Consider the following 17676-nt stretch of genomic DNA (forward strand, 5'->3'; position numbering starts at 1 on the left):
TCATCCCTCCTTTACATATCGTTCGCTCCGCTCTTGGCGCGAGGCGGCGGCCAGTTCAGCGGCCGCTCGTTTGGTGTCCAACTTAAGGCGGCGCGCTTCTTCACGCTTGGCTTTCAAACGGATGATCCCCCCTGCCATGCCGTGTGGATAAAAGATGATGAGCAACGTCAGCACCGGACCGAAAATCAACATCCGGTAATCTTGCAAAAACTGCAATTGTTGGGACAAAAACGTAATCAGCAGCGTACCGACCACTGGACCAGCGAGCGTACGGATCCCGCCGACAAGCAAATACGTTAAAAAGTCGAACATGACGCTGACATACGCAATGTCCGGACCAAGAAAGCGGATAAACGAGGCGTACAGCGCTCCAGCAAGCGATGTAAAAAAGACCGACAGAACAAACGAGGCGAGTTTGTTTTTCATCGTCGAGATGCCAAGCGTCAACGCGAGCTCCTCACTGTTGCGAATGGCGATATACGTCCGCCCGGTCAACGAATAGACAAGGCAGTACATGGTAAAGATCACCGCAACCAAGAAACATAACACCAAATAATATTGGGCGACGGGCGTTTGAAACGAGAGCGGACCGATGTCCGCCGGCGCCGGGATGCCAATAAACCCGCGCACCCCGCCGGTTAAACTGTCCCATTTGTCAATGATCAAATAGATAATGTAGCCGACACAAAGCGTATAAATGGCGAAAAAGTGCTCTTTCGTCCGCAGTGCAACAAGGCCGACGAAAACGCCAATCAACGTTGTCAACAAGCAAGCCGATACGAAAGCGAGCCAAAATGGCCAACCGACTTTTACCGTCAAAATGCCGAGCGAATAGGCGCCGATCGCAAAAAAACCAGCGTGGGCGAGAGACAGGTAGCCGGTATAGCCGGTAAACAAGTTCAAACCATATACCGCAATCATCCAAATATAGGAAATGGTCATCATATGCAAATAATACCCATTTGTGACCAAAAGCGGAAAAAGAATCGCCAGCGCGATGAGGACAGCCAGCCATAGGCGCCGTTTTTCGAAAATGGCCATCAACGTCCCTCCTTGGCAAACAGTCCGTTCGGTTTGAATGTTAAAATGATGACGAGAATGGCGAAGGCGATAATGTCTTTGTAGTCGTTCGACACGTACGTCGCCCCCAAGCTCTCGCTGAATCCTAAAATATAACCGCCGACAATGGCGCCTGGGATGCTCCCCATGCCGCCGAGAATGATAATGACAAACGCTTTCAAGATGACGAGATGGCCCATGCCGGGAAACACAAGGTTGATCGGTGAAGCGAGCGATGCGGCGAGCGCGGCCAAACTGCCGGAAAGAAGAAACGTCAACATGGCGACTTTATTCGTATTGATGCCGACTAAATTCGCCCCTTCGCGGTTTTGCGCCATCGCGATGATGGAAGCTCCGATGAACGTCTTTTTCAAGAAGAGGTAAAGCAAGATCATGATGATGACAGCGGATGCGATGATGAGAATGCGTTGAACCGTCAAGGTCAAGCCAAACATGCTGACAACGTCGCCATATGGGGTCGGCATCGTCTGATAGTCCGCCCCCCAGACGAACTGGGCGAACGCTTCCAAAAACAGCAAGATCCCGATCGCTGCGATTTTATCATGAAGAGGCGGCGCGTCGCGAAGCGGATAAAACACCAGCCGCTCCATCAAGACGCCAAGCAGCCCGACAACAATCATCGACACAACAACGGCCAACGCATACGGCAGCCCGAGCTTCGTCATGGCCGTCAGCGTCACATAACCGCCCATCATATACAGTGCGCCGTGGGCGAAGTTGGGAATATGCAAAATGCCGTAAACGAGCGTCAACCCTAATGCAACGAGGCTGTAAACGCTTCCAACCGTCAACCCATTTAACAGTTGCTGAATGAACAACTCCATCCCGATCCCCCCTTGTCTGCCGCTCAACCTAATCAGCGAAACAACCAATCCATCAGTTCAGCGGCCCCTCTGCTCCTTTGTCCATCTCCACGTTCCCATTGGACGTCCGAATGCCGTTTAAAATAAAATCAACGTAAATATCGGTCAGCTCTTCTTCCGAAACGCTCCCATCCGGTTGAAACCAGTAATAGCTCCAGTTCGTGATCCCAAGCAGGCCGAAGGTGATCATTTCCGCGTTGAGGGATGGCTTAAACTCGCCGTGAGCAATCCCGTCCTGAATGAGCTGTTCATACCGTTTGCGGAACTCCCGCCGCTTGGCGCGGATTTCCGCCAAATGGTCATCAGCCAAATGCCGCATTTCGCGGAAGAAAATGCGGGCGCTTTTCTTCCGCGTGCGAATGTTGCGGATGACCATATAGACGATCTCCCGCAGCTTCTCCGTGCAGCTTGTCTCTGCGTTTTCGAGGATGTGCTCCTGCTGCAGCAACAAATCATCCAAATAAGAAATACAAATATCGCAGAGCAGCTCTTCTTTGCTTTTGTAATAGTAATAAAAGGCTCCTTTCGTTGCCCCGACTGTTTCGACGATTTCCTGCACCGACGTTTCTTTGAATCCTTTGCGTTCAAACAACTCAATGGCGACTTCCCTTAATCTTTCTTTCATCCTCCACAGTCTCCAATGCGTCATTCTCTCTCAATAATCGTCGCGATGCCTTGGCCGCCGCCGATGCACGCGGTAACAAGCGCGTATTTTCCGCCGCGGCGCCTCAGTTCATACACCGCTTTGGTGATCAAAATCGCCCCCGTCGCGCCGAGCGGATGGCCGTGGGCGATGGCGCCGCCGTTGACATTCACTTTTTCCGGATCTATCTCAAGCTCGCGGTCGCAGGCGATCACTTGCGCGGCGAACGCTTCATTGATTTCAATTATGTCCATCTCATCAAGTGTCAGTCCGGCTTTGGCGAGCACTTTTCTTGTCGCCGGCACCGGGCCGATGCCCATGATGTTCGGATCCACTCCGGCAACCGCATAGGCGCGGATGACGGCAAGCGGCTTTAAGCCAAGCTCCTCTGCTTTTTCCCGCGACATGATGACGAGCGCCGACGCTCCGTCGTTCAATCCAGAACTGTTCCCGGCCGTCACCGTTCCGCCTTCCAAAAACGCCGGCGGCAGCTTCGATAACGCTTCCATTGTCGTGTTCGGGCGCGGATGTTCGTCCGTATCGAAGACGAACGGTTCACCTTTTTTCACTGGAACGGCAATCGGCACGATTTGCTCGTCAAACCGCCCTTCCTGCATGGCGCGCGCCATGCGCTGCTGGCTGCGCAAAGCGAACGCGTCCTGTTCTTCGCGGCTGATGCCGTACTTTTTGGCCAAGTTTTCCGCCGTGATGCCCATCGGCGGGTCGCCGATTTCTTTCGGCGACAGCTGCGATTTGCGGAAACTGGGCGGCGTCGAGCTGTACGGCTTTTCCGGCCGATCCATCAAATACGGCGCGCGGCTCATGCTTTCCACCCCACCAGCGATATACACATCTCCATCGCCGGCCCAAATGGCTTGCGCCGCTAAATTGACGGCGTTAATGCCTGATCCGCACTGGCGATCGACCGTCAGCCCCGTCAGCTCGAGCGACAGGCCGGTTTGCAACGCCGTCAGCCGGGCGATATTGCCGCCCCCGCTTAAAACATTGCCCATAATGACATCATCGACAAGCTCCGGTCCGATGTTGGCCCGCCGCATCGCTTCCTTGATCACTTCCGCCCCGTAAATATGCGCCGGCAGCGTCGCCAAAGCCCCTCCTTGGCGAGCGATGGCCGTTCGTACGGCCGACACAATGACAGCATCCCGTTTCACTCTGCCCCCTCCTCATCCCCTTTGTCTATGGACTCCGGCAACCGCGCATGGCGGCTGCCGCCGGAGCCGCTTTACTCATATAGCGAGAATAGAACTTCGCCTTTGACGACGTCTTTGCCATGTTGGTTGACAGCAGCAACGTCAAAACGAATCGTCTTGTCTCCTTTTTCCTTCACCGTTGCTTTTAAGGTGATGACGTCGTTTAAAAACACCATCGACTGGAAGCGGACGAAATAGTCTTGAACAAACCCTTCTTCGTAATAAGGGGTGAACAGCTTAGCCAGATTCCCCATCGTCCACATGCCGTGGGCGATAATGCCTGGCAGTCCCGCTTTTTTCGCCTCTTCATCAATCGTATGGATCGGATTGTAATCGCCGGATGCGCCGGCATATTTGATTAAGTCAAGCCGAGATACCGGCGGAAGCGTCACTTCGGGAAGCGATTGCCCCACTTGCCAATCACGGATCGTCGTCATACGCTCATCGCCTTTCTAACCGCCTCGTTCATAATGATCGTCGAGGTCGAAGTAAAAACGAGATTCCCATCAGGGTCTTCGCCGTTGTTGGCGATGACCAAAAAGCCGAGCAGGCCCATGCTGCTTTGCTTTTCATAGTAATCTTTCACTTCCGCATAGCAATACAGCTCTTCGCCGACAAACAGCGGGCGCTCGTAATGGAAACGCTGCTCGCCGTGGATGAGCCCTTTTGCCGGCAGCTTCAATCCTTCAATGACGCCGTAGTCAAACACGCGCGGAAACGTCGGCGGGGCGATATTGCGCCCGTAGCGCGACCGCTTCCCTGTTTCTTCATCCCAATAAATAGGATTCGGGTCGCCGATCGCTTCGGCAAACTTTTTCACCGCCCCGCGCTCAACGACGTTTTTTACTTTCGTCGACCGTCTTCCGATGTCATGCTGATACATGTTCGCCCCCCCTTGTGTTCAACATTTCGGACCGCCGGCGACATACAGCACTTGGCCGTTGACAAACGACGATCGCTCATCGGCGAAAAAGGCGACGGCATGGGCGATGTCTTCCGGACGCCCGCTGCGTCCGACCGGGATGGTGGCGACGCTCGCTTGGATGAGTTGCTCAAACGAAATGCCAAGCCGCTCAGCCGTTGCTTTCGTCATATCGGTTTCAATAAACCCGGGAGCGACGGCGTTCGTCGTGATGCCGAATTTGCCAAGCTCGATCGCCAGCGTTTTCGTAAATCCTTGGATGCCGGCTTTCGCCGCCGAATAGTTCGCCTGGCCGCGGTTGCCGAGCGCTGACGTCGACGAAATGTTGATGATGCGCCCGTACCCTTTTTCGACCATATATTTTTGTGCGGCGCGGGCGCAGTAAAACGCCCCTTTCAAATGGACGTCCATGACGGTTTGCCAATCGTCATCGGTCATTTTAAACAGCAAGTTGTCGCGAATGACCCCGGCGTTATTGACAAGAATATCGAGCGAACCGAACTGATCGACGACCTCTTGCATCGTCGCTTCTACTTGTTCACGGTCGGTGACGCTCGCCACCTTGGCGTAAACGTCATACCCTTTCTCCCGCAGCTCTGCAGCCGTCGCTTCAAGGGCTTCTGCATTTAAATCAATGAACGCCACTTTCGCTCCTTCTTCGGCAAAACGGGTGACAATCGCCTTGCCAATGCCGCGGCTCCCTCCGGTCACAAACGCCACTCTTCCAGCAAATCGTTGAATCATCGCTTTCTCCTCCCTTTCGACAACGCTTTCATTTTTTTAGATGAACTGCCCAAGCTTAACGTGCCCTTTGATCAAATTGCGGGCAATAATGAGGCGCTGAATTTCATCCGTGCCGTCGTAAATGCGCCACAATCTCGCTTCACGGTACCAGCGCTCGATCGGCATTTCTTTCGTATAGCCCATCCCACCGTGGATTTGCAACACCCGGTCGACAACGCGGTTGCCCATGTTGGCGCCAAACAGTTTCGCCATTGATGCTAAATGGCGATTGTCTTCCCCTTGATCAAGCGTAAACGCCGCGTTCAACACGAGCCATTTCGCCGCCTCGATTTCCACCGCCGAATCGGCGATCATCCATTGAATCGCTTGTCGTTCGGCGATCGGTTTGCCGAATGTGACACGCTCTTTCGCATAGTCGATGGCCATTTGCAGCAGCCGCTCCGCCGCTCCGACTGCACGGGCGCCGACGACCCAGCGGGCGTAGCCGATCCACTCAAGCCCCAGTTGATAGCCATGATGCAGTTCGCCTAAAATGTTTTCCTCGGGCACGCGCACATTTTCGAAAATGAGACTGGCCGGTGTCGCTGGCCCCATCGTATGTATCGGTTCCGAACGCCAGCCCATCTCGCGGTCGACGATGAAGCACGTCACCCCTTCGCGGCCTTTGGAAGCCTGGTGCCGCTCTTTGTCCGTAATGGCGATGACCATGACAAAATCAGCGTCATTGCCGCCGGTAATGAATGTCTTCTCCCCGTTTAACACCCATTCGTTCCCATCTTTGATCGCTGTCATTTGAATGTTGCGCGTATCGGACCCCGCTCCCGGCTCGGTCATGGCAAAGCACGATTTTTTCTCGCCGTTGATCGTTGGAATCAAATATTTTTTCTTTTGCTCCTCGTTGGCGTAATATAAAATATTGTCCGCCGATCCGCCAAACTGGAACGGAACGAACGTTTTCGATACTTCCATGAGCACGATGGCCTGCATGACGTGGCCCAAATTTGCGCCGCCGTATTCTTCCGGCGTGTTGATCCCCCAAAAACCCGATTCTTTCGCTTTGAGCTGCAGCTCTTTTAATTTTTCGGGCGGAAGCCCAGGCTTCCCTTCCCGTTCGTTGCGCAATACTTCATTTTCGAGCGGCATCAATTCTTTTTCGACAAACTTGCGGATCGCTTTTTGCACCATGCGTTGTTCATCCGTTAATCGCAAATGCATGATTGTCCCCTCCGTTTTTCGTTGCGCCTGAACCCCTATCTCTAAATACCAACCGGTTGGTATGTCATCTTTATTATATCGGAATGTTCTGAAAAGTACAATGCTGTTTTTACGTTTTTTTGTCCAAGAAGTTGTTTTTTTCAAAGAGATGCAACCGCTTGCCTCCGTCGCGCCAAGGCGTGACGGAAGATCGAACAACCGCCTGCTTCACAGACCCATCTATGGGCCTGGAAGCGGCATTGTTCGGTCGCCCGACAGTCGATCCAATCCTTGGTAAAAGCTGCAAATGGGAAAGCTTCAAAAATAATATATTGCAACCAATGCGGCCATAAAGTCCTATTATTCAACCTGCATATACCGACGTACATGTTGAACCGTTTCCCCAATCCCGCCATAAATGACAAGATCAAACATCCCGTCCATTCTTGTCACTGTTTTGTTGATCAATACTTTCTTTGTCGCCGGCGACTCGGCGGCGACGTAGAACGGAATTTGGTTGGCGGGAGCCACTTCCAGACTTGTTCCCATCGCCAGCAACAAGTCGCTGGCAGCCGCCGCGGCAAACGCTTCTTCCATGCGCGGCACGAGTCCGCCAAACAAGACGACATCCGGCTTCAAAATCGTCTCGCACTTGCCGCAGCGCGGAACGTCACTGCGATTGATGAATGCTAAATCATAGATCTCGCCGCACGACTGGCATGTCGCCGTCTGCAACGTGCCGTGCAGCTCAATGACATTTGTGCTCCCCGCTTTCGTATGCAGCCCGTCAATATTTTGCGTCAAAATCGTCACCGTCTTGCCCATCTCCTCAAGCCAACGGAGAAACCGATGCCCCTCATTCGGCGCAAAGCCTCCCATCATTTTTAATGAAAACATCCGCTTGAATCGACGCCAAAAATCAACCGGATCTTTTTTGTAATAATGCTCTGATAAATAATATTCAACATGGTCTTCTTGGGCGTAAAGGCCGTTTTCGCTGCGAAAATCAGGGATGCCGGACTCCGTGCTCATCCCGGCCCCGGTCAGGACAGCAATCGTGTCAGCCTCGCGAATCCATTGCGCCAACCGCTCGATGGAACTCACGCCATTTCTCTCCCTTCCTCTACCAACTTCTTGGTTTTGCCAGTGTCTCCTTCGGTTCTTTTCGCGGCCATACTGTATAGCTGAAACTCCAGACAAAATCAACCACCAAAACCAACGTCCAACGGCCTGCCATCACCAACAGTTCTTTCGCTTTCGACATATCGCCTACGAACCAAACCATGGCCAACAAAATCGCTTGACCGATCGCCCAAGCCCCCAGGTGACGATACCACCCTAGGCGTTCGTGCTTTGCATGCTCCTTCCCGAAGAGAAGAGATTTTTTCGGCTTAGGCATTTTCAAAAAAAGGTGAACAAACTGATTATCTGCCCATTGGATCATGCGACGTCCATACACAACGGACACAGCGATATAAACAGCTGCCAATGAATGGGATAACTTCGCTGTCTGCCCGTGCGCTAAGTCTACAACCGACACAACTAGTAAAATAAGATCTGCCAAAATGGTGCATAAAAAAAGGCATACACTGGTCATTTTCCATTTTAACATATAACGCGTGAACAATCCGGATATGACGAACACCCAAAACAGCACTTCACATGCGATAATCAGCCAACCAATGATATGGACCGCCTCCTTTTTAATACATTTGTGTCAAAAAAATAGTAACACAATTGTATTAAAAAAACAACTGTGTTACACTAGATATATGCCCAAAATAGTAGATCACGAAAAGCAGAGGAAACGAATTGCAGAAGCGACATGGACCGTGATCATGCGGGACGGCATCGAAAAAGCAACCGTGCGAAATATCGCTAAAGAGGCAGGAATGTCCGCCGGGGCGCTGCGCTATTATTTTACTTCCCAATCGGAGTTGTTAGCCTTTTCGATGAAGCTTGTCTCTGAACGGGTGCGGGAGCGGGTTGAGGTCATCCCTCCCTCCATCCCGCCCCTTGAAGGAGTCAAGCGTTGTCTCCTTGAACTTCTGCCGTTAACCGATGAAACCAAAAAAGAAATGGAGGTGTGGCTTGTTTTTACACAAAGGGCACTTTGGGATCCCGCACTCCAACCACTGAGCGAACAAATATACCATCAGTTGCAAACGGCCATGAAAAGGCTGCTTGAACTGTTGCGCGATCTCGGGCTGTTAAGGTCTGATGTGTCGATTGAGTTGGAAACAGAGCGCCTATACGCATTGGTTGACGGCTTAGCGATGCACGGCATCATGCAACCTGGCAAGCTATCTCCTTCACAAATCGAAGAAATTATCGAATATCACTTACGCTCCATTTGCCGTTAAGACAAATGGAGCGTAGCTTATTTTGGTGCTTAACAAAACGGCAACCGTCAAACGGCGACAAACAAAAGACAGGTGATCTTGCCGCTTTCTCTTCGATGGAGCGCCAACTAAGTTTACTCTTGCCAAAACATCCGTGAACTACCCCCACTTAATTTTCTAGCGAAAATTTGAAGTGGGGGCTTCCAAAGAAGTTTGACTGCTTCAAGCAATCCTTATTCTTTGAGGCGTGTCCACTTCGCCGCTAGAGCATAAGACACTCAGGTCTACAGCTTTACTTTTCTTTAAGATGTTTAATGCGCCATTGACATCAGCATTAATTAGTTTGCCAGACTTTGTTCGATACAAGCCGCGCTTAATACGTTTGCCGCTGAACTTATATTCTTTTGGATTGTCGGCATTATATTCAGGAATCTCATCGCCGTCAAAAAAGCTGGCTTGAGACGTATATGATTCTTCCTGTTTAAAGAATTCAATGCCGTAAAATTCACAAAGATATTCTAGTTTTTCTTTTATGTTACCGAGAGGAATATTGACAAAGTTTTGATTTGTCTTTTTTCCTAGATTAATATTGCGTTGCCATGTTTCAGCATAGCCAATGACAAGTTTGCCAATTTGATTTTCAATACAGTAGTTAATGATGTAACGGCAAGTCTTGTTGATATAATCATTCACTTTATTATTGCGATTCATAGCAAGCAACGCCTGTTTACGAGTGGTGCCTTTGATTTTTTGCTTATCTTTAATGCTTTGAAGTCTGGCATTTTCTTTGTTAAACCATTGATTTATACTTTTTAATCTCCGCCCATCAATGATGAATGATCTGCCGTCTGATGTGACACAAGTGGCAAAATTGTTTAATCCTAAATCAATTGCCAGTGCTTTTTGGTCATTTAATTCTCTTTGATCTTCAGGCATTTCATATTTGTACTGAATCTCAAAGAACCTGGCATGATGCTTAGGAATGATTTCAATCTGCTTAATCTTTTTGTCCAGTAACACAGGCGGAATCGTTATCGTGATAGGCTTGTGAGTCTTTTTAAATAGGCGAGAATACGGTATCGTGAATTTGTTGCCGTCTATACGAATCTGGCCAATGATCAGTGAATGAAAGCCATCTTTTTTAAGATATTTTGGAATACTGATAGCTTTGTAGTCATATTTTCCTTGTTTGGCAAGACTGATCAAACCAAAGAAAGATTTAAAGGCTTCATTGACCTTTTTTAAAATTTGCTGTGCCATGTTGCTGTTTAACAGCTTATAGTTTTCGTTAGTTTTTGCAAGATGATAGTTTTTCTCATAATTAAGAAATTCCTTGTGTTCAAAATAGTATTGTCTGACATTGTACAATCCGACGTTGTACATGTTCTTGGCAGTATGGCACAGTTCTCTAAGAGTCAAGTATTCTTCTTTGGTCAAACCATTTAGCTGTTGTTTGATACAAAAATACATTTTTTCACCTCCCATCTAACTATATGATACTATATTTTACTGAATCTATACTATTTTTTCAGTAAAATATAGTTAAGGCGATTCATCTCCCACTTACTCCGCTTCGCTTCGTCGAAGTGGGAGTCTTCTCGCCTAATTAAGATAAATAAGTGTTACTCCCCACCCAGGCATAAAAATCACTTTCTTCCGCCCTGTGGCATCGGCCATTCGGCCAGCCGATGCGGAAAAAGAAATGGGGTAAAGGAAAAAACAGCGACAAGCAGGCCGACCGTCCCTCCCGATCATCCCAACTGCCGAATAAACGTCGGCATGACCGGGATGATCAAGCCGACGTCGATAAACATCAACAATAGATTCTTCACCTATCTATGAGCATGGCTCCTCGTCTCTTCAGCAACAGATGCCTCTTTCCCTCATTAAGCTGAGCTAGTCCACTACCGTAAATTAAACCCTTTCCCCTCGACAAATTCTTTCATGTACATCCGGACCGAGCGGCTCAGCATATCGGCCATCTGCCCGGTCCATGTATCGCGGCGGCGTCCGTTTGTCCGCTGCTCATAATACGCCGAAACCGTGTCGTTGTAGCGCTGCAACTGTTCGAGGAACGGAGCGCGATCTTGGTTGTATTCGTCCTCATGATAAACGTGCGCAAACGGCAGCCGCGGCTTGCGGTCCGGCGTTTGCGCCGGATAACCGACGGCAAGGCCAAACAGCGGAATGACTCGTTTTGGCACGTTTAAGAGCGCACACACGTCCGGCAAGTTGTTGCGCAATCCGCCGATATAGCAGATGCCAAGCCCCATCGACTCGGCGGCGATGGCGGCGTTTTGCGCCGCTAACGCGGTATCGATGAGCGCCACCATAAACTTTTCCGTGCTCTCAAGCGACGGGATCACGTCTTTTCCTTCAAGCTCCCCGATGAGTTCATGGCGATGAAAATCGGCGCAAAAGACAAAGAAATGGCCGTTATGCTCGACATAAGACTGATTTCCCGAAAGCTCGGCGAGCTTCCGTTTTTTCTCCGGATCTTTCACCCCAATGATCGAGTACGCCTGAATGTAGCTTGACGTCGACGCCGCTTGGGCGCATTCAACGATCGTACGAATTTGTTCATCCGTGAGCGGCCGATCTTCGAAGCGACGGATCGAGCGATGTTGCAAAATCGTTTCGATAACGGGATTCATCTTGTACACACCCTCCTGTACAATGAATAGCTTGCTATCGATGATTATCATAGCAAAAAAGAAAGAGCCGAAAAAATGATCGGCTCTTTCCTGCATTACTGTCCAAACCGCCCTTCCTGGTAATCACGAATCGCCTCGCGGATTTGCTCCGGTGTGTTCATGACAAACGACCCGTAGGCAACGACCGGTTCGTTCACCGGCTCACCGGCGTAAAGAAGGAGACGGAGTTTTTCGCGAGCGGTCACGTTTAGCTCCGTTTCCTCGCCGCGGTTGTGACGGCTGAAAAACAGCGCCTGCCCGGCCTTTCCTTCGGTGTTGTCGGCACCGAACGTGCCGCTTCCTTCTAAAATATACAAAAAACCGTTGTAATGGCCCGGCAAATCTTGCGCGACGGTAACTCCCGGTTCAACCGTCATTTCGACCATCGTCACCGGAACGATGTTTTTCGTCGGCGCTTTGACGCCTTTCGATGACCCGGAAAAGACCCGGATCGTCGCTCCCTCTTCCTTGCGCACGGGCATGTCTTTGGCGCGCAAGTTTTGGTAGCGCGGCTCGGTCATTTTGTACGCGCTCGGCAAGTTGATCCAAAGTTGCAAGCTGTGCACCGTCGATCCGGGAGCGGGGTCTTCTTTGTGGACGACGCCGCGGCCGGCCGTCATCCATTGCACATCTCCAGGCCCGAGCGTGCCGCGGCCGGCTTTGCTATCGAAATGTTCGAGTTCGCCGCTGATCACGTATGTGACCGTCTCAATGCCGCGGTGCGGATGAACGTCAAACGTTCCTCGCTCAAAAATGTCTTCCATCAGCAACAAAAACGGATCATACTCTTGCCAGTTCCCGGGCTCGAGCACCGGGCCGCTTTGGTGAATCGGGCTGTGGGCGGTGATTTGCACCGTTTTGATACGGCGAATGCAACGTTGAATCGCCATAACCTCTCCTCCCTTGTGCTGAGCACTTCCGACCGTCACCAGACGGAGTGCGGCTCAATCCCCAAACTGCTCCCCTTCATCGTACCCGATTCAACCAAAAACAGGCAAGTCGTCCGCCTGAAAAATGGCTGCCATACAGCTCGCAAAAAACAAAAAACCCGCCGGCACTCGGCAGGTTGACGTTCGTATGTAATGGCGGAGGAAGAGGGATTCGAACCCCCGCGGGCTGTGACACCCCTAGCGGTTTTCGAAACCGCCCCCTTCAGCCAGACTTGGGTATTCCTCCGTAGGAAAATGGAGCCTATCGGATTCGAACCGATGACCTCCTGCGTGCGGGGCAGGCGCTCTCCCAGCTGAGCTAAGGCCCCATGATAAATCGGGAAGACAGGATTTGAACCTGCGACCTCACGGACCCGAACCGTGTGCTCTACCAAGCTGAGCTACTTCCCGACACAAGCTGTCTTACCCTGCGACAATTCATATTTTATATAAACCTCAAAGCGAAGTCAATAGTTTTTTTAGCCTTAACGGATGAAAATTGGTCTTTTTTCTGAAACGACCTGCATAACTGCCGCTCCTTTTTTCCTATACTAAAACTACAGCAACCGTGTAAAGGAAAGGGGGCGCTTTGTGAAACTCATTCCGCCGGCGCGGCGCAAACGGGCGCATTTGTCGCAATTGACAACCACTCATTTCCATTTGCGTCATCCGCTTGTCGTCGCCTTTTTTTCCTTTTCGTTTCCGGGTTTCGGCAATTTGATGCAGCAACGCTACGCCACAGCCTTTATGTTAATCCTCTGGGAGCTGTTTATCAACACAAAAGCCCATATCAATACAGGTATATTATACTCGCTGCTTGGCGATTTTGAAAAGGCAAAAGCGGTGCTTGACGAACGATGGCTCATGTTTTATGTGGCCATCTACATGTACAGCATTTGGGACAGCTACCGCGGCTCCGTTGACATGAACAAGCTGTATTTGCTCGCCGACCGTGAAGATGCGCCGATCTCCCCCATCCGAATGGGAATATGGGATATTAATTATTTGGACAAGCGCGAGCCTTGGCTGGCGCTGGTCTGGTCGGTGCTCGCCCCAGGCCTTGGCCATTTGTATGTCCATAAAGTGATCACCGGCCTGTTTATCTTCACCTTTACCATTTTGGTATCGTATTTCGCCCACTTGCCCGAAGCGATTACGTACACACTGACCGGCCGATTCGATTGTGCAACGAAGATCATCGATATGCAGTGGGCGCTTTATCTGCCATCGATTTATTCGTTCATCTTTTACGATGCTTACGTATCAGCGGTTGAATACAACAAGTTGTTTGAAAAAGAACTAGCCCACTATTTGCGGCGCCGCTTTCAGCCGAAACAGTTCGTATGGCCGATTTGATGGGAGGCGTTTCATGATTGTCATTGCCACTTTCGAGAGCCAGCTATTCGTTGAACTAGCGATTTCAGCGCTTCAAGAAAAAGGGATTGCTGAACATCAGATGTTTGCCATCCCGCTCAACCGCTGCGCCGAGCCACCGCGCTTGCTTGATACGCTCCATCACGCCAACGGGTTCAGCTTCTTTGACTTGGCGGCGATTTTAGGAACGTGCTTGATGCTGCTAGGGGCGATTTACGGCTATGTGTTGACATGGGGCCCGATCATTTGGGGAATTATCGGGGCGGTTTCAGGCATCGGAATCGGTATTTTGCTCAAATGGTGGGTAAATCGAAGATCGACGCACCGTCAAAGCCGCACAGGTGCTGATATCGTGCTTCTCATCCGTTGCGATGAACAGCAGTGGCCGGCCGTGGAGCAGTTGCTACGGGGCCATCACGCGCTTGGACTCGCCGGCGTTCACGACAAGCAGCCGAACAGATAATGGTCATCCATCCCCTTTCACCAAAAAAACCCGAGGGAACATGCCCTCGGGTTTTCGCCGCTCTGCCGTTTTCAATAGACATCTCGCCGCATAAAGACAAAAAAAGCGACAAGAAGCCCTGCAAGCCCCCAGACAGCCAGCACGGCCATCGAAAAGCCAAGCGTCATCCCCTCAATCGGCGGAGCCGCTCCTTTTATGTAATCCGTCAGCCGCAAATTGACCATAAACAAATATTTCGCCGAATGCCACGACGACACCATGTTCGACAAAATCGCGCCAGAAATCAATGCTGCCAGCATGATCCCCATCACCGCCGCCGTGCTCTTAAGCAGCACGGAACACATAAACGTCAGTGTGCCGACGACAACGCTCACAAACGCTGCCAGCCCGAGCTCGATTAAAATGTATTTCCATTGTGGAATCATGTGGACATTCGCTGTATTGAGATCCTCTCCTTGCTGGACAAATCCGGTCAATAGCGGCAGACGGAAGCCGCCATATCCAAACACGAGTCCGGAGATGGCATACGACAGCACCGCCGCCATCAGCATAATGAGCGACACCGACAGGAGCAACGCGATATATTTGCTCAACAAAATTTTCCACCGCTTCACTGGCCGAACGAGAAGCAACTTGATCGTTCCGGCGCTTGCCTCGGACGACACTAAATCGGCCGCCACCACCATCACTAAAAGCGGCAAAAACAAGTCGATGGCGTTTTCGATAAACGTGCGCATAAACGTCGGCGCTCCAGGGGCGGACGGATTAATGTTGTGCTCTAAGTAGTACTGCTGCTGCTTGAGGCGGATTTGCAAGTATTTTCGCCATTCCTCAGACATGCTCGGCGACTGCAAACGGTTTTGCAAATCGACGATTTGCTGCTGCAGCTGCGTCCGCCAGTCGGTCGTGCCAAGCCGTTTTCTCAGCTCTTCCGTCTCGCGGTATTGGGCGTATGTAAACAAGGCGACGAGCACCGCAATGATGGCGGCGATCACCCATAGCCGCTTTTTGCGGACGATTTTCAACATTTCATTATACACAAGCTTACTCAATCGTTTCGCCCCCTGTCAGCTCGATAAACAAGTCTTCGAGGGTCGGCAACCGCGGTTCAATTTCCGAAACCGAGACGCCGGCTTGGACAAGCTTGGCGTTCCAAGCGGCCAGTTTGGCTGGCTCGTATGGCGTGACGATCGTCTCTTCATCGACGCGCAGCACCTCGGTTTCTGCCGCCAACAGCGCCCGCGCCCGATCCATTGGAGCCACTTTCCAGACAACGCGCGCCTGTTGATTCAACAGCCGTTCAACCGTGTCGATCGCCAAGAGCCGTCCTTTCGCCATAATGGCGACGCGGTCGCACATCAGCTGAATTTCACTCAATAAATGCGACGACACGAGAACGCTCAATCCTTCCTTTTCCGCCAAAAAGCGGATGAAGGCGCGCATCTCGCGAATGCCGGCCGGGTCAAGGCCGTTGGTCGGCTCGTCCAAAATCAGCACTTTGGGCTTTCCTAACAAGGCCTGGGCGATGCCGAGCCGCTGCCGCATGCCGAGCGAATACGTGCCCACTCGGTCATGAATGCGCTGTTCAAGGCCGACGAGCTTCGCCACTTCCATGATTCGATCTTCACCGATTCCGGACATCATGCGGGCGAAATGTTCAAGGTTTTCCCAACCTGTTAAATACGGATACATTTCTGGATTTTCGACGATGCAGCCGATCTGGCGGATCGCGTCAGTAAACTGACGATGAAGATCATACCCGCAAATCGCCACCGTCCCCGACGTCGGCCGAATGAGCCCGACGAGCATGCGGATCGTCGTCGTTTTTCCCGCACCGTTCGGCCCTAAAAAACCGAATACTTCCCCCTCATGCAATTCAAATGAAATGCCTTGAATAATTTCCTTGCCGCGAATCGTTTTCCGCAGCTCTTTGACGGCTAACGTCACCGGTTTGTTCACTGCTCGTCCTCCTCCGTCAACGTAATGAGCGAGGCGACCCGCTCGCCGATCCGCTTGTACCCTTCTTCATTCGGATGGAAGTGGTCGCTGTACAAATAGTCGTTGACATGGAGGGCAAACAAATCAAACGTCGGCACCGCGACGACGTTTGGATAGCGGGCCGCCACTTCCGCAGAGGCGAAATTCCAGTCGCGCACAACGGCCGACGTTCGTTTGGCATCGCCTAAATCGCTGAACGGATTGTACAAGCCGAGCGCAAAGATGACCGCCCCGCTGTTGAAGCGGCGCAGCGCGGCGAAAATGCGGTCTAGGTTGGCTACATATCGCCGTTTCGCCTCATTCAGCTGCTTTCGATCCAGTTTCAACGCTTCCCCACCTTGAAACAAGTCGTTTCCACCGATGGTCATCACAATAAGATCGGCCATGGCGACTTGCCGCTGAATCTCAGGCTGGCCAAGCTGGCGAAGCAGTCCGTCAGAGCGAAGGCCGCGGATGGCCAAGTTCGTCACACGGATCGGTTTGTCCGTTTGCCGGCGAAGCTCATCGACCATATAGCCGACATACCCTTTTCCGCTTTCATCACCCGTTCCCCGCGTCAACGAGTCGCCAAGAGCAACAATATCTATTTTCTCGTCATGTTGCCTTGTTTCAGCCGTTGGCGGCCGTTGTTCTTTCGTCGGCGGCTTGGCGGCCGAAAAAAACTGGTCTTGCACCGCCAATGCCAGGCCGCCAAGCCAAAGCACCCCGGACAGGGCGGCAACGGCTATGAGAAGCGCCACTGTGCTCCGTCGCATGCAACCACCTCATTTCTTCATCGTTGTCATCTCTCGCAATCCGTCTTGGCATTGTTCTCCATCATTGGTTTGATCCGACAACCGCCGTTTTATTCGCCAATGTTTCGGATGCCAATACTCCTTTAGCTTCGCCGCCGCTTCCTTGCTGACCAACAGCCCTCCGATCCAAAACATGATTTCCGCCGCCACAATGGCAACTGTAACGATCGACGCTTTGGCCGCAGTCGAAAACGGAAAGAATGGTGCGATGAGCGGAACGACCCAAACGACGAACGATGCGATGATGAGCCCGACGCCGATGCGATGCATGACGGACCGCCTCTGTGTCACTCTTTCACTCTCCTTGTTCATTGACGCTCTCTCCAACAGGCATCAGGATCGCTTATTTCCACTCTAACATATATACCGCGATTTCACGAAATGATCCGCCTAAAAACCAAACACACAAAAAACAATTTTTCTCGT

At 51.3% G+C, this 17676-nt stretch carries 20 protein-coding genes and 3 tRNA genes; 3 read left to right on the forward strand and 20 right to left on the reverse strand.

What is annotated here, in order from left to right; genetic code table 11:
* The 10 genes from N685_RS0114835 to N685_RS0114880 form a co-directional block, all read right to left on the reverse strand.
* Positions 1-1041 (reverse strand): branched-chain amino acid ABC transporter permease, encoded by a 1041-nt coding sequence (locus N685_RS0114835; RefSeq protein WP_031409620.1) that lies wholly within the window; start codon positions 1039-1041, stop codon positions 1-3.
* Positions 1041-1904: a branched-chain amino acid ABC transporter permease gene (locus N685_RS0114840; RefSeq protein ID WP_031409622.1), complete on the reverse strand. Its 864-nt coding sequence runs from the start codon at positions 1902-1904 to the stop codon at positions 1041-1043. The genes N685_RS0114835 and N685_RS0114840 overlap by 1 nt, the downstream gene beginning before the upstream one ends.
* Positions 1905-1956: 52 nt before the next feature.
* Positions 1957-2568 carry a TetR/AcrR family transcriptional regulator gene (locus tag N685_RS0114845; RefSeq protein WP_051870824.1) on the reverse strand — a complete coding sequence of 204 codons (612 nt, stop codon included), beginning with the start codon at positions 2566-2568 and terminating at the stop codon, positions 1957-1959.
* A gap of 20 nt (positions 2569-2588) precedes the next feature.
* The gene (locus tag N685_RS0114850) at positions 2589-3758 is read right to left on the reverse strand and encodes a thiolase family protein (protein WP_031409626.1); all 1170 of its coding nucleotides are present in this window, start codon (positions 3756-3758) and stop codon (positions 2589-2591) included.
* Between the two features lie 71 nt (positions 3759-3829).
* The gene (locus N685_RS0114855; protein ID WP_031409628.1) at positions 3830-4234 is read right to left on the reverse strand and encodes a MaoC family dehydratase; all 405 of its coding nucleotides are present in this window, start codon (positions 4232-4234) and stop codon (positions 3830-3832) included.
* Positions 4231-4680 (reverse strand): MaoC family dehydratase N-terminal domain-containing protein, encoded by a 450-nt coding sequence (locus N685_RS0114860; RefSeq protein WP_031409630.1) that lies wholly within the window; start codon positions 4678-4680, stop codon positions 4231-4233. The genes N685_RS0114855 and N685_RS0114860 overlap by 4 nt, the downstream gene beginning before the upstream one ends.
* A gap of 18 nt (positions 4681-4698) precedes the next feature.
* On the reverse strand, positions 4699-5463 hold the full coding sequence (locus N685_RS0114865) for a beta-ketoacyl-ACP reductase (RefSeq protein ID WP_031409632.1): 765 nt from the start codon (positions 5461-5463) through the stop codon (positions 4699-4701).
* 36 nt (positions 5464-5499) lie between these two features.
* Positions 5500-6678 (reverse strand): acyl-CoA dehydrogenase family protein, encoded by a 1179-nt coding sequence (locus N685_RS0114870; RefSeq protein WP_031409635.1) that lies wholly within the window; start codon positions 6676-6678, stop codon positions 5500-5502.
* Positions 6679-7017: 339 nt separating this feature from the next.
* Positions 7018-7761, reverse strand: a complete 744-nt coding sequence (locus N685_RS0114875) for an NAD-dependent protein deacylase (RefSeq protein ID WP_031409637.1) — start codon at positions 7759-7761, stop codon at positions 7018-7020.
* Between the two features lie 19 nt (positions 7762-7780).
* Positions 7781-8344 (reverse strand): hypothetical protein, encoded by a 564-nt coding sequence (locus N685_RS0114880; protein ID WP_031409639.1) that lies wholly within the window; start codon positions 8342-8344, stop codon positions 7781-7783.
* Here N685_RS0114880 and N685_RS0114885 point away from each other — a divergent pair.
* A complete protein-coding gene (locus N685_RS0114885; protein WP_237746914.1) occupies positions 8292-9020 on the forward strand; it encodes a TetR/AcrR family transcriptional regulator in 729 nt (242 codons plus the stop codon). The two genes, N685_RS0114880 and N685_RS0114885, sit on opposite strands and share 53 nt — an antisense overlap.
* Positions 9021-9221: 201 nt before the next feature.
* Here the strand turns inward: N685_RS0114885 and N685_RS0114890 are convergent, their stop codons facing one another.
* The 6 genes from N685_RS0114890 to N685_RS0114920 form a co-directional block, all read right to left on the reverse strand.
* A complete protein-coding gene (locus tag N685_RS0114890; protein ID WP_031409643.1) occupies positions 9222-10469 on the reverse strand; it encodes an RNA-guided endonuclease InsQ/TnpB family protein in 1248 nt (415 codons plus the stop codon).
* Positions 10470-10903: 434 nt separating this feature from the next.
* Entirely contained in the window at positions 10904-11653 is a 750-nt protein-coding gene (gene nfsA, locus N685_RS0114900) for an oxygen-insensitive NADPH nitroreductase (protein WP_031409645.1), read from the reverse strand.
* 95 nt (positions 11654-11748) lie between these two features.
* A complete protein-coding gene (locus N685_RS0114905; protein ID WP_031409647.1) occupies positions 11749-12582 on the reverse strand; it encodes a pirin family protein in 834 nt (277 codons plus the stop codon).
* Between the two features lie 193 nt (positions 12583-12775).
* Positions 12776-12868 (reverse strand) — tRNA-Ser (locus N685_RS0114910).
* Between the two features lie 9 nt (positions 12869-12877).
* Positions 12878-12950: transfer RNA gene (locus N685_RS0114915), tRNA-Ala, on the reverse strand.
* Positions 12951-12958: 8 nt separating this feature from the next.
* A tRNA-Pro gene (locus N685_RS0114920) sits at positions 12959-13032 on the reverse strand.
* A gap of 180 nt (positions 13033-13212) precedes the next feature.
* Between N685_RS0114920 and N685_RS0114925 the strand changes: the two genes are divergently transcribed.
* Positions 13213-13977 (forward strand): hypothetical protein, encoded by a 765-nt coding sequence (locus tag N685_RS0114925; protein ID WP_031409649.1) that lies wholly within the window; start codon positions 13213-13215, stop codon positions 13975-13977.
* Between the two features lie 13 nt (positions 13978-13990).
* On the forward strand, positions 13991-14458 hold the full coding sequence (locus N685_RS0114930) for a hypothetical protein (RefSeq protein WP_031409651.1): 468 nt from the start codon (positions 13991-13993) through the stop codon (positions 14456-14458).
* Between the two features lie 71 nt (positions 14459-14529).
* On the opposite strand, the gene N685_RS0114935 is transcribed toward N685_RS0114930, so the two are convergent.
* Genes N685_RS0114935 through N685_RS0114950 form a run of 4 tightly spaced genes read right to left on the reverse strand, consistent with a single transcriptional unit; the run spans position 14530 to position 17520 of the window.
* Entirely contained in the window at positions 14530-15510 is a 981-nt protein-coding gene (locus N685_RS0114935) for an ABC transporter permease (protein ID WP_031409653.1), read from the reverse strand.
* The gene (locus N685_RS0114940) at positions 15503-16417 is read right to left on the reverse strand and encodes an ABC transporter ATP-binding protein (protein WP_031409656.1); all 915 of its coding nucleotides are present in this window, start codon (positions 16415-16417) and stop codon (positions 15503-15505) included. The genes N685_RS0114935 and N685_RS0114940 overlap by 8 nt, the downstream gene beginning before the upstream one ends.
* The gene (locus tag N685_RS0114945; protein ID WP_031409658.1) at positions 16414-17211 is read right to left on the reverse strand and encodes an SGNH/GDSL hydrolase family protein; all 798 of its coding nucleotides are present in this window, start codon (positions 17209-17211) and stop codon (positions 16414-16416) included. Before N685_RS0114945 ends, N685_RS0114940 begins: the two co-directional genes overlap by 4 nt.
* Positions 17212-17220: 9 nt before the next feature.
* On the reverse strand, positions 17221-17520 hold the full coding sequence (locus N685_RS0114950; RefSeq protein WP_031409660.1) for a transporter suffix domain-containing protein: 300 nt from the start codon (positions 17518-17520) through the stop codon (positions 17221-17223).
* Between the last annotated feature and the right edge of the window lie 156 nt (positions 17521-17676).

Source organism: Geobacillus vulcani PSS1 (assembly GCF_000733845.1).
GTDB classification, from domain to species: domain Bacteria; phylum Bacillota; class Bacilli; order Bacillales; family Anoxybacillaceae; genus Geobacillus; species Geobacillus vulcani.